Genomic DNA, 15,748 nt, shown 5'->3' on the forward strand with positions numbered 1-15,748 from the left:
TCGAAATTGTAGATCGAAGTAAAAGAAAGATTCCCTATCACGTTCGTTCCTCACTGTAGGGAATGACAGGGTGGGTGTATCTCTACGTAGAAAGTGACACGGTTGTAGTTCCTCGCTGTTAAGAGTGAGGTGGTTGTATCGCCACACAGTAGGAAGTGACGTGCACAACATTGACTTGATTCCCCAGCGTCATTCCAGAATCGAGGGACGAGGTATGTGGAATCTCTAACCGCAAAGCGAGATTCCCTATAACGCTCGTCCCTCGCTTTAGGGAATGACGAATATTCGGTATCAATGACTAATAGTTAAAGCGTTAGCGTGTTTCTAGTTCTGCAAATATCGCTTCGGCATCCACAACGCTGCCTGAGATAGAAAGGGTGCTGAACGGAACCAAATCTTCTGGGCTTGATGGCTTTTTAACAAGCAGCTCTGGGTAGATTTTTGATTCACCCATTAACATCGCCTTTAGCTCTTTTACCGGTAAATCAGGATAGCGCGACCACACTAACGCAGCGACGCCAGAAACGACAGGCGCAGCCATACTAGTGCCACTTTTCGAACCGTAAGTATTCCCCGGTGTGGTTGACAGAATTCGATATCCCGGTGCAAATACATCAACCGATTTCTGACCGAAATTACTGAAGCTTGCGACCAAGGTTTCGTCTGCGTATTTCGCTGATGCGCCCACATCTAACCACGTTGAAATAGGCTTCGAGCGGTAGTGCTTAGCGTAGCGGTTTGGAAAGCTTGGTTTGATGTCGTTATCGTTGCGGCTGTTACCTGCAGAGTGAACGATCAACACGCCTTTACGAGCGGCATAGCGGAATGCATGGTCGACAATGTATTTGCGTGGTGAGTAGCTTTTTCCGAAGCTCATGTTAATGATCTTCGCGCCATTATCGACGGCGTAACGCACCGCATTGGCAATATCTTTGTCTCGCTCATCGCCATTTGGCACCATACGTACTGCCATGATTTGAGCATGATCTGCCACACCATCAATACCCACTGAGTTGTTACGCTCAGCAGCGATGATTCCAGCAACGTGTGTGCCGTGTGAGCCTACAGGGCCTTTCACATCGTTGTTGCCGTAGCCTTTTTCCCAAGGGTTAGAAATGTCATCCCAAACAATATCGCCACGCGTATCGAGCTCTAGGTTAAGGTGGAAATCTAGAGAGTCTTGATAGCGGCTACGACGTGATTCTAGATATTCGAATGAATACCATGAATCAAATACGCTCAAAAGCCCTTCAGCTGCAGTAACAATGCTCGGATTTTCGTTATTCAATAGCGGTTGCAATCCGTTTACTGTGAAGTCTTTGTGATCGGTGAGTTCAAGGATTTCTGCTTTGTACTCATTGGCTTGGTTAGTTGCTGTTGTTACGCGATTCAACGCATCTTGATCATCTTTTAGAGACGACAAGTAATCGGATTCAACACCTTGATAGTACTTACGTTTCTTACGCGGAATCCAATGTCCATTTTCTTTTAACTCAAGGTACTTTTTGTATTCTCTGGTAACCTCTAGTGTGTCTTGATCAACGTTAATACCTAACGAGTTACCCAGAAAGTTCCAGCCGTGGACATCATCGATGTACCCATTGCCGTCATCATCAATGCCGTTGCCTGGGATCTCGCCTTCATTGGTCCAAAGTTTGTTTTTTAGGTCTTCATGTTCAACATCGACACCCGAATCAAGAACGGCAACGATAACTGGCTGTGGCATAAGAGGGGGCATTAGGTAGTCATACACAATATCTGAACCCACGCCTTGAAGTCTTGTGTAGCTCGCCGATAAGTTAAACCAATCGCCGCGCTGTTCATCGGCGTTACTCATCATTCTCATAGATAAGAACGAAGGTTGAATGGTTTCTCGTGAGTAATCCTCAACAATCGTGCCTTTTACATCTTGAATAAAAGGAGAGTTGATAGGTTGTGGCTCTGGGCTACTCTCGTTCAGAGTCGTAGCTGATACGTGGGTTGAAGCCATAATAGCTAGGGCTATAGTGGTAAGTCTTTGTCCGTGATTCATCTGTGGTGCATCCTTATCATTGTGCGACTAACGCTGACTTCTTCGAAACGAAGTGTAAAAAACACGCAGTAAGTCAGTTGAGTGAGAGGGAAATGCCCGCTCAAAACGCAGTTAAAAGGTAATATGCAATCAGACTTGTATCATTCGCTTGGTCAATGAAATGGTAGGAAGATCTCACTGTGATCGATTTTTAATTCTCAAACTTTGAGCTAAATTCTATTAATAAAATCAACATTTATAAAATAAAACTTGGAATTAAAGGTGTTTAAAATCAATTGATTGGATTGTTAATTATTGTATCTGAGGGTAGGGTGACTCGTTTCGGTTAGAGTCGAAGTGTGCGTCTGCTCCTCGTGTTTTTGTTACTCTAATGGCCAAAAATACACCAAACGTGTCATTGATAAACAACAGAGTCACTTGTTAACAATCTGATTAATTGGCAGTATTGTGTCAATTATTACCGTCACTACTTTTACAGACCTTTTTCCATGACGACTTATTTTGCTGGTTTTTCCCTTGGGCTTTCGCTGATTCTTGCAATCGGTTCTCAAAATGCATTTGTTTTAAAGCAAGGGCTTAAGAATCAACACGTATTGGCAGTTTGTGCTGTATGTGCCATTTCTGATGCCTTACTAATTAGCTTCGGCGTTACAGGCTTTGGCGCAATCGTTAAACAGTTCCCACAAATTGAGCAGCTCGCTCGTTATGGCGGGGCTATCTTTTTGGGTGTCTACTCATTCTTAAGCTTCCGTTCAGCATTTACTGAAACCCACGCCTTAGAAGCCACTGCTGAAACCAAAGACTCGTTAACCAAAGCGATTGCGATGTGTTTGGCGTTTACTTGGCTTAATCCGCATGTGTATTTGGATACTGTGGTATTGCTGGGTTCTATCTCAACCCAATATCAACCTAACCAAATGTTGTTTGGCGCTGGTGCAGTATCGGCGTCGTTTGTGTTCTTCTTTTCACTTGGATATGGCGCACGCTTCTTGGCTCCAATGTTTAAGAACCCGAGAGCGTGGAAGGTGTTGGAATTTGTCGTTGGCATGATCATGGCGTCTATTGCAATATCTTTGATCGTTTAGCCGCTCGTAATTAGGCATTCAAACATATTATCTAAAGTTCCTACCGAAAGTGACGACTTAAAGTGACTGCCTTTAATTATCTCCGCATTTAATTATTTCCAAAAAAATAGAATTATTTTTCGTCTTTCGGTTTTGGCGTTCGTCTTAGGGGTACAAATACAAATTAATGACCTAATTCGGAGTCAACCATGATTAAACTTGTTAGCTTTAAAAACTGCCCATTCGTTCAACGTGTAATGGGTGCTTTAGTAATGAAAAATGTCCCATTTGAAATTGAATACATTGAGCTAAATAATAAACCTCAATGGTTCCTAGATATTTCGCCAAACGGACAAGTGCCAGTATTGATTACAGAAAATGACACAGTTCTGTTTGAGTCAGATGCAATTGTTGAATACTTAGACGATAAATATTCGCCGATAGAAGAGGTGTCTGCAGAGCAAAAAGCACTAGATCGCGCTTGGTCTTATCAGGCAAGCAAACATTACATGCCGCAATGTGGAACGATGGGCAGTAAAGACAAAGAAACCTTTGAGACACGTTTAGCGAATCTTCAAAAATCCTTCCAAAAGGCCGAGAACAAGCTGGGTGACAGCGACTTCTTCAAAGGCGATTACATCTCTAACGTCGACATCGCTTGGCTACCGCTGTTACACCGAGCGTCAGTGATTAAAGAAGGCTCTGGTTTTGATATGCTTGAAGGCTTCCCTAAAGTACAGAAGTGGCAAGTGGCGCTGATTGAATCTGGCTTGACCGATAAAACCGTTCCTGCGGACTTTATTGAGAAGTTCAGCGGCTTTTATTTAACGAATAACTATTTGGCTAGTCTCGCTGAAGCTCGTTAATAATATGAATTAAATTGAAATATATTTTAATAGCAGGCTGTTCTAAATAAATATCCTCCCAAAATTAAACTCATTCTTCTCTTTATATCTTTTATTGGAAAAAGAGAGGATCAGGATGAGTTTTTATATTTAGGCGTGAAGATTCAGGTTGTTTTTGAGAACGAGTAACAATTTAGTTAGTACGGTAACGACATGATTATAAAGAACTTAATATTGATGATGCTCAGATTTACTATCAGGTTTATACGTGTTTTAGTACTCGTTACTTCTCAGGAAATACATCTGTCTCATAAATAAGACTGGACTAAATATCTATGATTGTTCGTTTGATGACCTAAAAATCTTGTGGTACTTTCTCATTCGCTCCGCAAATGAACAGTGTTTTATTATTCATTAGGGGTTGCTTATTTAATTTATTTTAAACAGTAACGCAACAGGTTAAATAGTGTCGGAAGCTATTGGCGGTTGATCAACGTTGCTGTAGGACAGACAAAAAAAGGGTATTTTCATGCTTAAATCATCATTTCTATTGGGCCTAGTTGGCTTAGTTTCACTTCCTACATTTGCTGCTGGTATCGAAGGTGGTCCATACATTGGAGCTGGCCTTGGCGTGTATCAAGACTCAGACACTGACGGCGCAGGTAATTTAGATGCTGAAAGCATGGGATATAGCCTTTACGGTGGTTACCAATTTAACCGCATTGTTGGTATCGAACTTGGTTACACAGATTATGCTGATTATGAAAAATTTGGCACTAAAGTACTTTCACCAACATCTTTCTCTGTTGCGGCAAATTTGGGTTACACGTTTGATAATTCAATTCGTCCGTTTGTAACCGCAGGCCTGAGCTACGTTGATCTAAACTCTAAGGGCTCTAGTTACATTGATGATGATTCTGGTGCAGGCTTTCATTTTGGTATAGGTGTTGAATATACGCCAGTAGAAAACCTAACCTTACGTTTAATCTCGCAAGCAGATGCAGTAAATATCGAATTCTTCGGCCCTAATGGTAATAGGCTGGCGAGTCGCGATGTCGCGTTTAGCACAGTAACACTGGGTGCTTCGTACAATTTTTAATGACCTCTGTGAAATAACTTACAGCTAATGTCATGGACACCTATAACCGCTCTAACGTAGAGCGGTTTTTTATGTCAAAAATAACGATTGCTCACGCTGTGGGCGGAGTTGGTCCAAAGCCTGAAATTAGTTGGTTTTCACAAGCTTATAAAAGGGAATTATGTCGACTATTTTGGTAGATTAAAGGTATTACCGACTTCCAGTGAGCAGCAATGAAGATTCTTCACACGTCCGATTGGCATCTTGGCCAAAACTTCTACAATAAAAGCCGTAAGAATGAACATGAACGGTTTTTACAATGGTTACTTGAGCAAGTTACAGAGCACGACATTGACGCGATCATTGTTGCTGGCGACATTTTCGATACCAGTACACCGCCGAGTTACGCTCGTGAGATGTATAACAAGTTCGTGGTCGATTCGAACAAGGTCGGCTGTCAATTGGTGTTGTTAGGTGGAAATCACGATTCGGTGTCTGTGCTTAAAGAGACACAACAGCTGCTCAAATACATGGGCGCAGACGTGATTCCTAATACCAATGAAGATCATGCGACTCAGGTAGTTGAACTAAAAGGCAAGAACGGCGATGTAGAAGCGCTGGTTTGTGCCATTCCTTTTATTCGCCCTCGTGATGTGTTGACCAGCCAGGCGGGCGTCACAGGCGTTGAGCGTCAGAAGCAACTCGGAGATGCTATCAAACAGCATTATCAAAGTGTCTATGACGCCGCTGTTGCAAAACGTGCGACGTTTGATAACAGCGAGCACATGCCGATTATCGCTACCGGTCATTTAACGGCGATGGGTGTCCAACAATCGGATTCGGTACGCGATATCTATGTTGGCAACCTTGATGGTTTTGCCGCTGATGGCTTCCCAGACGCAGATTATATTGCACTTGGTCACATCCATCGCCCACAAGTGGTGGCAAAGCGTGAATACATTCGTTACTGCGGCTCACCTATACCATTAAGCTTTGATGAACTTAAATCTCAAAAGCAGGTATGTGTGGTTGAGTTTGTTGAGGGCGAGCGCACCATTTCTCAATTGCCAGTTCCAACGTTCCAACCCCTAGCTGAAATCAAAGGCGACTTGAGCGAGATCGAATCTCAACTGAATCAATATATAGGCTTAGATAGCGACCAAAGCGTGTGGTTATCGATAGAAGTGCAAGCGCAAGATTACTTGTCGGATCTTCAAGAGCGTATGCGCACACTAACCGAAGGTTTGAATGTGGAAGTGCTTCAATTGCGCCGCGCAAGAGAACGTCGTAATCAAGCATTAGAGCAAGAGTCGGCAGAAACCTTATCTGAATTGAGCCCGATGGACGTGTTTACGAAGCGTATTGCCTTAGAAGAATTTGAAACCGATTCTGAAAAAGCACGTTTAGAGCGCATGACGGTGAAGTTTAAACAAGTGATGGTTGAAGTGTCTGAGAGCGCTCAAGCGCCAAACAAAGTAGAAGAGTAACCAGTATGAAGATTTTAAGCCTAGAATTTGAAAACCTGAACTCTTTGAAAGGGCGTTGGAAGCTCGATTTTACCCAATCACCGTTTGCAGAAAATGGTCTGTTCGCGATTACTGGCCCAACAGGGGCAGGTAAAACCACCATTCTTGATGCGATTTGTTTGGCATTGTTCCACCGCACACCGCGTTTAAAGAGCATCGCTAAAGGCAACAACGAATTAATGACGCGTGGCACGGGTGAGTGTTTCGCTGAGCTTGAATTTGAAGTGCAGGGCAAAACGTATCGCTCTAACTTCCACCAAAAGCGAGCTCGCGGAAAGCACGATGGCGCATTACAAACGCCAACGTGTGAATTTGCGGATGCGGACACCGATAAAGTCTTAGAGACTATGTTGACCAAGAAGACAAAGTTGGTGGAGCAGGTAACTGGTCTCGATTTTTCGCGCTTCACTAAATCGATCATGTTGTCTCAGGGTGAGTTTGCAGCGTTCTTAAACGCCAATGCTAACGACCGTGCAGAGCTACTTGAAGAGCTGACGGGTACAGAAGTCTATAGCCTGATCTCTGAGCGCATCTACGATCATTTCAAGTCGAGTGAAGAGTCGCTTAATCACCTTAAAGCGAAAGCAGAAGGTGTGAGCTTACTGTCTGAAGAGCAAATCAAAGAGCTAACCGCAGAACGAGAAACGCTAGAAGCCGAGCAGAAGCGTTTAGCCGAGCAATTAAAAGAGTGGCAAGCGCATCTAAGCTGGTGGAAAGACGTGACCAAAGCTGAGCAAACTATCGCGACCAGTGAGCACGATCTTAAAACAGCTCAAGATGAACTAGACCGTAATCAACCTTCATTAGAGCGTTTGGCATACAGTGAACCGGCTGAAAAGCTGCGCCCAGTGCACAAAGATTTAAAGCGTTGCGAACAAGAGGTAAACACCACTCAAGCTCATTTAGATAACAGCGCCAAGTTACTTGAAGCTCGTGATGCAGAAAAGACAGACGCGCAAACTAAACTGACTCAAAGCAGTGCAATTGTCGAACAGGTAAAAACCGAGCAACAAGATCAAGAGAAGATCATCGATCTAGTGCGTCCGCTAGACAACCAAATTGCCGTACTCAAAGATAAGCAAACTGCGACCGTTAATGCAGCGAACACGCTAAACGAGCAACATACGCAGCAGCTTAATCAACAGGTCGTTTTGGTTCAAAAAATAGATGCACTAAAGCAACAAGATCAACGCAGTACTGAGTACTTAAATACGCATCAAGCTGACCAGCATTTGGAAAAATACTTAGGTCAGTGGCAAGCAAAGGTAGAGCAAGTTCGTACTCTAGAGCGTCAGCATGCAGAACAACTAAACTCAGCGAAGCAAGCGTTGTCTGCGGTTGATGCACAGCAAACGATCATCAAATCTGCTCAAGACGCTAAAGCAACGCAAGATAAAACTTTAGCTGAATTGGTTGTGCTAGAAAGTAGTGCAAAGCAACAATGGGAAGCATTGCAAGGCAACACCAGTGAGCAAGTGTTGAATGCGCAAAAAGATCTGTTGGAGTTTTGGAATCGCCATACGCACTCATTACTTGAGATTAATCGTGGTTTCCTAAATGCCCAGCAACAGCTGCACGCAAAAACACAGGCACATCAAACCAACACCCAGTTGGTCGACAAGCTTTCGAAAGAGCGTGAAGTGTTGGTGGAGCGATATAAAGAGAGAGAGACTTCGCTTGAACGATTAACGCGTTTGATTGATCAAGAAGGTGAATTAGCAAAATATCGTGCAGCTCTAGAATCTGGATCTGAATGCCCACTGTGTGGTTCAACAGACCATGCGATTGAACAGTCGCAAGACATTGCAAATTTGGTTGCTCAAAAAGATAGGGAAAACCTAGAGCTAACGGGTATCAAAAAAGAAGGCCAAGAGCATCGTCAGCAGTTAGATTCTCTTGCCCCTATGATTGCAGCGCTTAACGATGACATTCAGCGAGCGCAAGCGGATATTCAGCAGGCTCAAATGAATTGGCAAGGCGTTGTCGGCAAGCTTCAACAGAGCTTATCTGATTTCGTTGGCACGGCTCCTGAACTGGCGCTGCTAACGATTAACGATTTAGGTAATGAAGCTACCGTCGCGACCTTTGCTCAGCAGTGTGAACTTCAACTAAGTCAGAGCTCGCAGCAACTCAAAGCATTGGCTGATGCTAAAGCGCATTATGCCGAAGCTGAGAAACAACGCTTGTCGGTAAGTGTTATGGCTGACAAGGCGCAATCTAATCTCGAGTTGGCCGAGCAACGCTTAGCTGATTTGAATAAGCAAAACCAAGTCGCAAACGAACAAGTGGCTCAGATTGCTCAAGCGAAAGAACAACAATGGAACGCTCTGAAAGAGAGCATTGTTCAAACTTCTATCGAAGCGCCTGAACTTGAACATATCGATGATTGGTTTACTGCGAAATCGCAAGCATCAAGCACATGGCAGCAAACCAAACAGCAACAGACCGATATTGAGAAGCAACTGATTACTCAAAATGCCGAATTGAAAACCTTAGACGACAAGCTAAGCAGCGCGGAGAAAGAGATCGCGACACTGACGCAAGAGAGTGAGTCTTTAGTGTCAGAACTCACTCGTGTAACGGCTGAAAGAACAGAGTTGTTTGGTGACAAAGACATTCAAGCCACCAGCAATGCGATGAAGCAAAGAGTCATTGAAGCAGTAAATGCATTTGATGCCGCGCAGTTGGTGCTTAACCGTTGTGAACTTGAACATCGAACTGAGCAAACCAAACACATTAGCTTCTCTGAAGAGTTGCTTAGTAAACAGTCCAGTCACACACAAGCGTCGAATGCTTGGTTAGATGCACTGAAAGCTAGCCCATTCGAAGATGAGGTACATTTTGAAGCGGCGTTGTTAGATGAAGAGGTTAGAACTCAACTTCAAAGCCTGAAGAAGTCTTTAGACGAAGCGATTGTCAGTGCGCAAGCTAGGTTGAACACCGCCAAAGCGGCGCAAGTGGAGCTACAAAACCACGAAAATGCGAAAGCATGGCAAGAGCAAGACCAACAGCAAGTTGAAGAAGCGACTACTGAGTGTCAAAACGCACAACAAAGCCATGCGACAAAGATCGGTGCAATTTCTGCCAATCTTGAAACCGATAACCAGAACCGCAGTAATCAGCAAGATTTGTTCAAGAAAATCGACGAGCAACAAGTCGAGTTTGATGATATCTCACGTCTGAACTCACTTATCGGTTCTAAGAACGGCGATAAATTCCGTAAGTTTGCCCAAGGTTTAACTTTGGAAAACTTGGTGTACCTTGCGAACAAGCAGCTACAGCGTTTGCATGGTCGTTACGAGCTAAAACGTAAAGCCGATGATGGCTTAGAACTGCAAGTGCTTGATACATGGCAGGGCGATGTGATGCGTGATACTAAGACCTTGTCAGGTGGTGAAAGCTTCTTGGTTAGCTTGGCGTTGGCATTAGCGCTTTCTGATCTTGTGAGTTACAAAACCAGTATTGATTCTTTGTTCTTGGATGAAGGTTTCGGCACGCTGGATAGCGACACATTGGACATTGCCCTAAACGCGCTCGATAACCTGAATGCGTCAGGCAAGATGATTGGCGTCATCAGTCACGTTGAAGCATTGAAAGAGCGAGTGCCTGTGCAACTTAAAGTGACAAAACACTCTGGCTTAGGTGTGAGTGAGATGGAGAAGCAGTACAAGGTTTTCGCTTAGCTTCTAGTCATGTTCATCAGTGCAGAAATAGAAACAGAGCCGGATTAAGCAGATCCCCGACTCAGTCGTTCCTCCTTCTCGAGGATGACGGAGTTTTGGGGCTGTTATCAATCACTCCGCCGTCACGTTCTGCAGTAAAGAATGATTAGAGTAACTGCCGGTATCCCCTAAAGTGAGTTACGAACGTAGTAGGGACTCTAGATTTATTCTTTTTACCTTCGTCATTCCCTAAAGTGAGGTACGAATGTAATAGGGAATCTGGGGTTGGTCGTATTACCTTCGTCATTCCCTAGAGTGAGGAACGAACGTAATAGGGAATCACTAGTAGACGCGGGAAGTGGACTCATCAAAAAGGAAACGGCCATGCACAAGAAGCCTCATTTACCAACTAAGACATGTCCTATTTGCCAAAAGCCTTTCTCATGGCGTAATAAGTGGCAGCGCTGTTGGGATGACGTGATCTACTGTTCTGAACGTTGTCGTCGTTATAAGCCAACTTTGGCATAACTTCTGTTCGTTTTTAGAACACGTTATTAGTTTCGTCATTCATTTCTTAAGTTAATATTTCTATCTGTAAGACAACTAATGTATAAAGGCGGCATGAAGATACCTAAAAGAATACAGCCCTTAGTTGACGATGGTTTAGTCGACGAGGTGACAAGCCAATTAATGAGTGGCAAAGAAGCGTCAGTGTACATAGTACGCTGCGGTGATACGATCCGTTGTGCCAAGGTATATAAGGAAATAAGCCAGCGCAGCTTTAAAAAAGCAACGGCGTATCGTGAAGGCCGAAAAGTCCGAAATAGCCGCCGTGCCAGAGCGATAGAAAAAGGCTCTGGTTTTGGCCGAGAACAACAAGAGAAAGTGTGGCAAAACGCTGAAGTGGATGCCTTGTATAAACTGGCTGAAGCGGGCGTACGTGTGCCTGTGCCTTATGGCTGTTTTGATGGCGTGCTGCTTATGGAGCTAGTCACTGATGATGACGGTTATGTTGCTCCAAGATTGAACGATGTTGTAATGCCGCCAGAACAAGCGATTGAAGATCATGCGGTGATGATGACTTACGTGGTTAAAATGCTTTGCGTGGGTTTGATCCATGGTGACTTGTCTGAGTTTAACGTATTGGTTGATGAATACGGCCCTGTGATTATCGATCTACCACAAGCTGTCGATGCTTCGGCTAATAACAACGCTGAGTGGATGTTGGCTCGTGACATCAATAACATCCGTGATTATTACGCTCAATTTGCCCCTGAATTGGCGAAAACCGAGTATGCCAAGGAAATGTGGGCGCTGTACGAGAAAGGCGACTTAAAGCCAGACAGCAAGCTGACGGGCGAGTTTACAGAAACTGACGATTTGGCAGACATCGAAGCCATTATGCAAGAGATAGACGCTGCGCGAATTGAAGAGCAACACCGACGCGAGCGTGTTAAAGAAGAAAAAGAAGGTGTTGACGACAGCAAGTTCAATTGGGCTGAGTAATCGTAATGATCTGTTTTGATCTTTCGTAAAATGTCAGTCATAACGCCTTAAAAAACTAAGGCGCTCTTTCAAAACAATAACCCAATAGAGCCTCAACTCTGTTGGGTTTTCTTTTTTAGCACTCATGAAAGACGGCCACTGATATTAACTACCACTTTAGCTGCTCACCATCGTAAGCGTAGAAGTGCCCACTGTTATCAGGTGTAGCAGTGCGAATGATGTCCACCAATTGATGGGCGACATAGCTCGACTCAAACAACTTACCCTCAGGGACATTGGTCTGAAAAGGCTTAGATAGAGCGGTATCTGTTGTGCCCGGGTGTAGCGCTAACACGGTGCCTTTCTTTATGGTGCGTTGCCATTCAATCGACATGGTTTTGATGAACATATTGAGCGCCGCTTTCGATGAACGATAGCTATACCAACCTCCTAATCGGTTGTCTGAAATACTGCCTACCTTTGCGGAAACTACAGCAAACTTTGGATTGTCGCTTGTTTTAAGAACTGGTGTGAAGTGCTTTGCCAGTAATAAGCTGGGTAGGGCATTCACCGAAATGTTTTTCAGGAAAAACTCAGGGTCGATAGAATACAAGTTCTTCTCCGGCCCGAGCTCTGGCGTGTGAAGCATACCCACGCAGTTTATCAACCAATCCAATTTTTCAAACTGTCTGCTGAGTTGCACGATATCAGTTTCGTTGGTTGCATCGACTTTGTGCCAGTTCAAACGATTGTTTTCTAGTTCTGGCTGTTGAGAGTGGTAAGTCGCGTCTACATGCACATCAAGAAAATCAAACCGAGACAGCTCAGATAATAGGTGTTTAACCACAGCGAAACCAATACCGCCACTCCCACCGACAACTAGTATGTGTAATCTGAGTTGCTCAACCATTATAAATTCTCCAAGTTTGTGATTCGTTGCTCTGCGGTCTCGAGTATCGCTTGTTGGTCTTGCTCGTCCATGTTGTCCCAAGAGCGATATAACATGCCCATGCGTGGGTTACGGTTTAACGCATCGCGGTGCTGGTTCATAAAGCGCCAGTACAAGCTATTGAAAGGGCAAGATTGCTCTCCGCTGCGTTCTTTTATCTTGTAGTGACAGCCTTTGCAGTAGTCACTCATACGGTTGATGTAAGAACCGCTGGCAGAGTATGGTTTGGTTCCGACGATCCCGCCATCAGCAAAAAGTGCCATACCTCGCGTATTCGGCATTTCGACCCATTCAATCGCATCAACATAAATACCAAGGTACCAACTGTCTACTTGGTCGGGGTCTATACCCGTAATTAAGCAGAAGTTACCTGTGATCATAAGCCTTTGAATGTGGTGCGCATAAGCAAACTCTAGGGATTGATCAATCGCGTGCTTCATACAATTCATCTTGGTTTGCCCATCCCAAAAGTAATGAGGCAACTTACGGTCTGCTGCGTAGTGATTTTTGTTGGCGTAAGCAGGCATGTTCGCCCAATAAACGCCACGTATGTACTCTCGCCACCCCAGTATTTGACGCACAAACCCTTCGATTTGTGCAATATCGATAGTGGGTGCATTTGGCTTAGAAGGAGCTTGATAAGCTGATAACGCAGCATCAATCACTTCTTTAGGGCTCAGCAGTTTACTGTTCAGCGAAAACGAAATACGGCTATGATACAAGCTCCATTTAGAGTCGTGTTCTGTAGTCATCGCATCCTGAAACTGCCCAAATAACGGTAAGCAAACCTGGCAGAAATGAGCGAGCAGAGACAAGCTTTGTGCGCGGTTAACTGGCCATAATAATTGATCGCCAACTTCACCAATGGTTTGAACTTGATGACGCTCGATGCGTTCTAAAATCACGGAAATGTCGTTGGCAAACATCAGAGGTTGAGGCAGGCTTTCAATGTCTTGTTTCTTGAGCTTCTTTCGATTATTCGCATCGTAATTCCATTTTCCACCAACGGGCTTTCCGTCTTCTAGCAAAATGTCGAAGCGCTTTCTCATTCGGCGATAGAAGTGTTCCATCATGATGTGTTTGTCTTTCGGAAACTGTTGTTCGATCTCTTCGAATGGAAAGAGGAAGTGTTCGGAATCACAACAACCTTTGGTCGCATTAGTTAGCTTTAGCTTGTTCATCTGCTCTAAAAGGCGATATTCATCTGGCCTTTGATATTCGAATTTCTCAGCGCCGAATTCGTGTACGTAGTGTTGCAATAGAGCATCGAGATTTTCAAATTGCGTGGTGTCATCAAGAGTGAGGTGGAGTACCTGATGACCTTGTTGTTTGAGTTCGTCGGCAAAATAGCCCATCGCAGAGAAAAAAGCGGCCACCTTTTGGATGTGCGATGCAACGTAGTCAGTCTCTTGCTTAAGTTCAGCGATGATGTAAATGACCTCGTCATCAACCTGTTGATACCAAGAGTGCTGGATATTGAGTTGGTCGCCTAAGACAAGGCGCACGGTTTTGAAATTCATAACACATCCTGATTGTTGGTTAAGACAAGTTCTTTGCTTCTGACATTCCACTTGTTGATGAACGCATGGTCTGGGTCGTACATATCCGTTTGCTTACCCAAATCAAAATGACGTGATTTGGGTTGTGCTTGGTTGGCATTCTTTTGCTTGTTGGTTTGAGTGCTTACCTGAGGTCTCAGCGCTCCGGCTATATACGCCCAATTGCCCCAGTTTGATGCCACGTCATAGTCGATAAGTTGGCTCTCAAAATAGGCTGCGCCGTGTCGCCAATCGATCCCTAGTTCGTAGATCAAACAGCTGGCTGCCAGTTGTCTTCCTCTGTTCGACATATAGCCAGTTGTATTGAGCTGACGCATACACGCATCGACAATCGGATAGTTGGTATTGCCACTTTTCCATTTGGCGAAATTCAGGTTCGACGTCGCTGAGGAGTTTGAAGAGTTGAGTTCATGGTCAGAGGTTTCACTGAACAACGAGGAACCCAGTGACAAACACTTCCAATAGAAATATTCGCGCCATAACAACTCAAAGTAGATCCAATAGGTTGAATCGTTACTGCCATGCTTGGCTTCAAACTGTTTCAATTGGCGATAAATCGTTTTAGGTGAAACGCAGCCGAGCGCTAACCACGGTGAGAACTTGGTTGAGTTTTCGATGCCGTCAAATGCGTTTCGAGTCTGCTTGTAATTAAAAGCGTAGTCATGTGAAAAGTAGTTTTCTAAATGCGCTAGTCCTGCGTCTTCTCCACCCAAATAATCGCTTATTACTGCGCTTTCATCATTTGGTGAACTGAATAATGAGATTGTCGATGTCGATGTCGATGTCGATGTCGATGTTAATGCTAGTCTCACTGCTGGTGGTAGAGCTGAAATAACCGTCTCATTGCGATTAACATCCAAGTGCTCGACTAGCTTTCTAAATTTGGTAAAAGAGCTCGGGACTTTTGATAATTCGAACGGTAGCTCATGTGAGTCAAACAAGGTCGAGTGATGTGGTAAACACATTACTAAGTTAGGGGACTGTCTTTGTATTGATCGAATCAATTGTAGCTCGTCGTAGCCGCAATGTGCGTTAGCGAAAAAGTGAGTGACGTGTTGTGACACAATGATTTGGCTAAGTGTATGCTCAGCAGCGCCTGGTTCTAAATGGTTACTGTGAATTACGACAAGTTGCTGCCCAAGCTTTACTAAATTCGATTTCAAATTGACTATCGATTGTGAAACAAAAGCCTGGCAATGTGCGCCATAACTTTGCTCTTGCGCTAAATCAGCAGAGAAACGAACCAAAGTGGGTTCGACAATCACGCAAATGAGTTTATCGACGCTCTGCGCAGCGTAATGGAGCAATTGATTGTCGTTGATTCTTAAGTCGTTCGTAAAAAGATAGAGACCAATCTTTTTCATTGCTTGCACTCGTGATTTGTTAGTTATTAGACGGTTACGAGTGGATGAACAAACAAGATCACAAATGATTACGTCAAATGGGTATTGGTTGAATTTGGGGAAAGAAGAGGATTGAGGAGGGGACAGAAGCCAACCAATAATACCGATAGAGGTTGGCTAATGAAGCCTGGCTTTATAAGCCCAA

General features: G+C 44.2%; 11 protein-coding genes. 7 read left to right on the forward strand and 4 right to left on the reverse strand.

Annotated features, from left to right (window positions below; genetic code table 11):
- Nucleotides 1-313 precede the first annotated feature (313 nt).
- Nucleotides 314-2,032 carry a S8 family peptidase gene (locus NX845_RS02530; RefSeq protein WP_065681885.1) on the reverse strand — a complete coding sequence of 573 codons (1,719 nt, stop codon included), beginning with the start codon at nucleotides 2,030-2,032 and terminating at the stop codon, nucleotides 314-316.
- A 488-nt stretch (nucleotides 2,033-2,520) separates the two neighbouring features.
- Here NX845_RS02530 and NX845_RS02535 point away from each other — a divergent pair, with 488 nt between their 5' ends.
- From NX845_RS02535 to NX845_RS02565, 7 genes are all read left to right on the forward strand, one after another.
- Nucleotides 2,521-3,117 (forward strand): LysE/ArgO family amino acid transporter, encoded by a 597-nt coding sequence (locus tag NX845_RS02535; RefSeq protein WP_017078060.1) that lies wholly within the window; start codon nucleotides 2,521-2,523, stop codon nucleotides 3,115-3,117.
- A 188-nt stretch (nucleotides 3,118-3,305) separates the two neighbouring features.
- Nucleotides 3,306-3,962 (forward strand): glutathione S-transferase family protein, encoded by a 657-nt coding sequence (locus NX845_RS02540; RefSeq protein ID WP_065681884.1) that lies wholly within the window; start codon nucleotides 3,306-3,308, stop codon nucleotides 3,960-3,962.
- Between the two features lie 508 nt (nucleotides 3,963-4,470).
- Nucleotides 4,471-5,040 carry a porin family protein gene (locus NX845_RS02545; RefSeq protein ID WP_017085555.1) on the forward strand — a complete coding sequence of 190 codons (570 nt, stop codon included), beginning with the start codon at nucleotides 4,471-4,473 and terminating at the stop codon, nucleotides 5,038-5,040.
- A gap of 212 nt (nucleotides 5,041-5,252) precedes the next feature.
- A complete protein-coding gene (sbcD, locus tag NX845_RS02550) occupies nucleotides 5,253-6,506 on the forward strand; it encodes an exonuclease subunit SbcD (protein WP_065681883.1) in 1,254 nt (417 codons plus the stop codon).
- Between the two features lie 5 nt (nucleotides 6,507-6,511).
- Nucleotides 6,512-10,228: an AAA family ATPase gene (locus tag NX845_RS02555; RefSeq protein ID WP_065681882.1), complete on the forward strand. Its 3,717-nt coding sequence runs from the start codon at nucleotides 6,512-6,514 to the stop codon at nucleotides 10,226-10,228.
- A 363-nt stretch (nucleotides 10,229-10,591) separates the two neighbouring features.
- Nucleotides 10,592-10,735, forward strand: coding sequence for a DUF2256 domain-containing protein (locus NX845_RS02560; protein ID WP_083994908.1), 144 nt, complete (start codon nucleotides 10,592-10,594; stop codon nucleotides 10,733-10,735).
- A gap of 93 nt (nucleotides 10,736-10,828) precedes the next feature.
- Complete coding sequence (locus NX845_RS02565) at nucleotides 10,829-11,713, forward strand: PA4780 family RIO1-like protein kinase (protein ID WP_083994914.1); 885 nt, start codon at nucleotides 10,829-10,831, stop codon at nucleotides 11,711-11,713.
- A gap of 148 nt (nucleotides 11,714-11,861) precedes the next feature.
- Here the strand turns inward: NX845_RS02565 and NX845_RS02570 are convergent, their stop codons facing one another.
- From NX845_RS02570 to NX845_RS02580, 3 genes are read right to left on the reverse strand one after another with little or no spacing between them, the layout of a single operon-like run.
- Nucleotides 11,862-12,602 (reverse strand): SDR family oxidoreductase, encoded by a 741-nt coding sequence (locus NX845_RS02570; RefSeq protein ID WP_065681881.1) that lies wholly within the window; start codon nucleotides 12,600-12,602, stop codon nucleotides 11,862-11,864.
- Nucleotides 12,602-14,161 (reverse strand): cryptochrome/photolyase family protein, encoded by a 1,560-nt coding sequence (locus NX845_RS02575; RefSeq protein WP_065681880.1) that lies wholly within the window; start codon nucleotides 14,159-14,161, stop codon nucleotides 12,602-12,604. The genes NX845_RS02570 and NX845_RS02575 overlap by 1 nt, the downstream gene beginning before the upstream one ends.
- The gene (locus NX845_RS02580; protein ID WP_260256494.1) at nucleotides 14,158-15,564 is read right to left on the reverse strand and encodes a DASH family cryptochrome; all 1,407 of its coding nucleotides are present in this window, start codon (nucleotides 15,562-15,564) and stop codon (nucleotides 14,158-14,160) included. The genes NX845_RS02575 and NX845_RS02580 overlap by 4 nt, the downstream gene beginning before the upstream one ends.
- Nucleotides 15,565-15,748: the final 184 nt, after the last annotated feature.

It is taken from the genome of Vibrio sp. NC2, assembly GCF_025195005.1.
Lineage (GTDB): Bacteria > Pseudomonadota > Gammaproteobacteria > Enterobacterales > Vibrionaceae > Vibrio > Vibrio splendidus.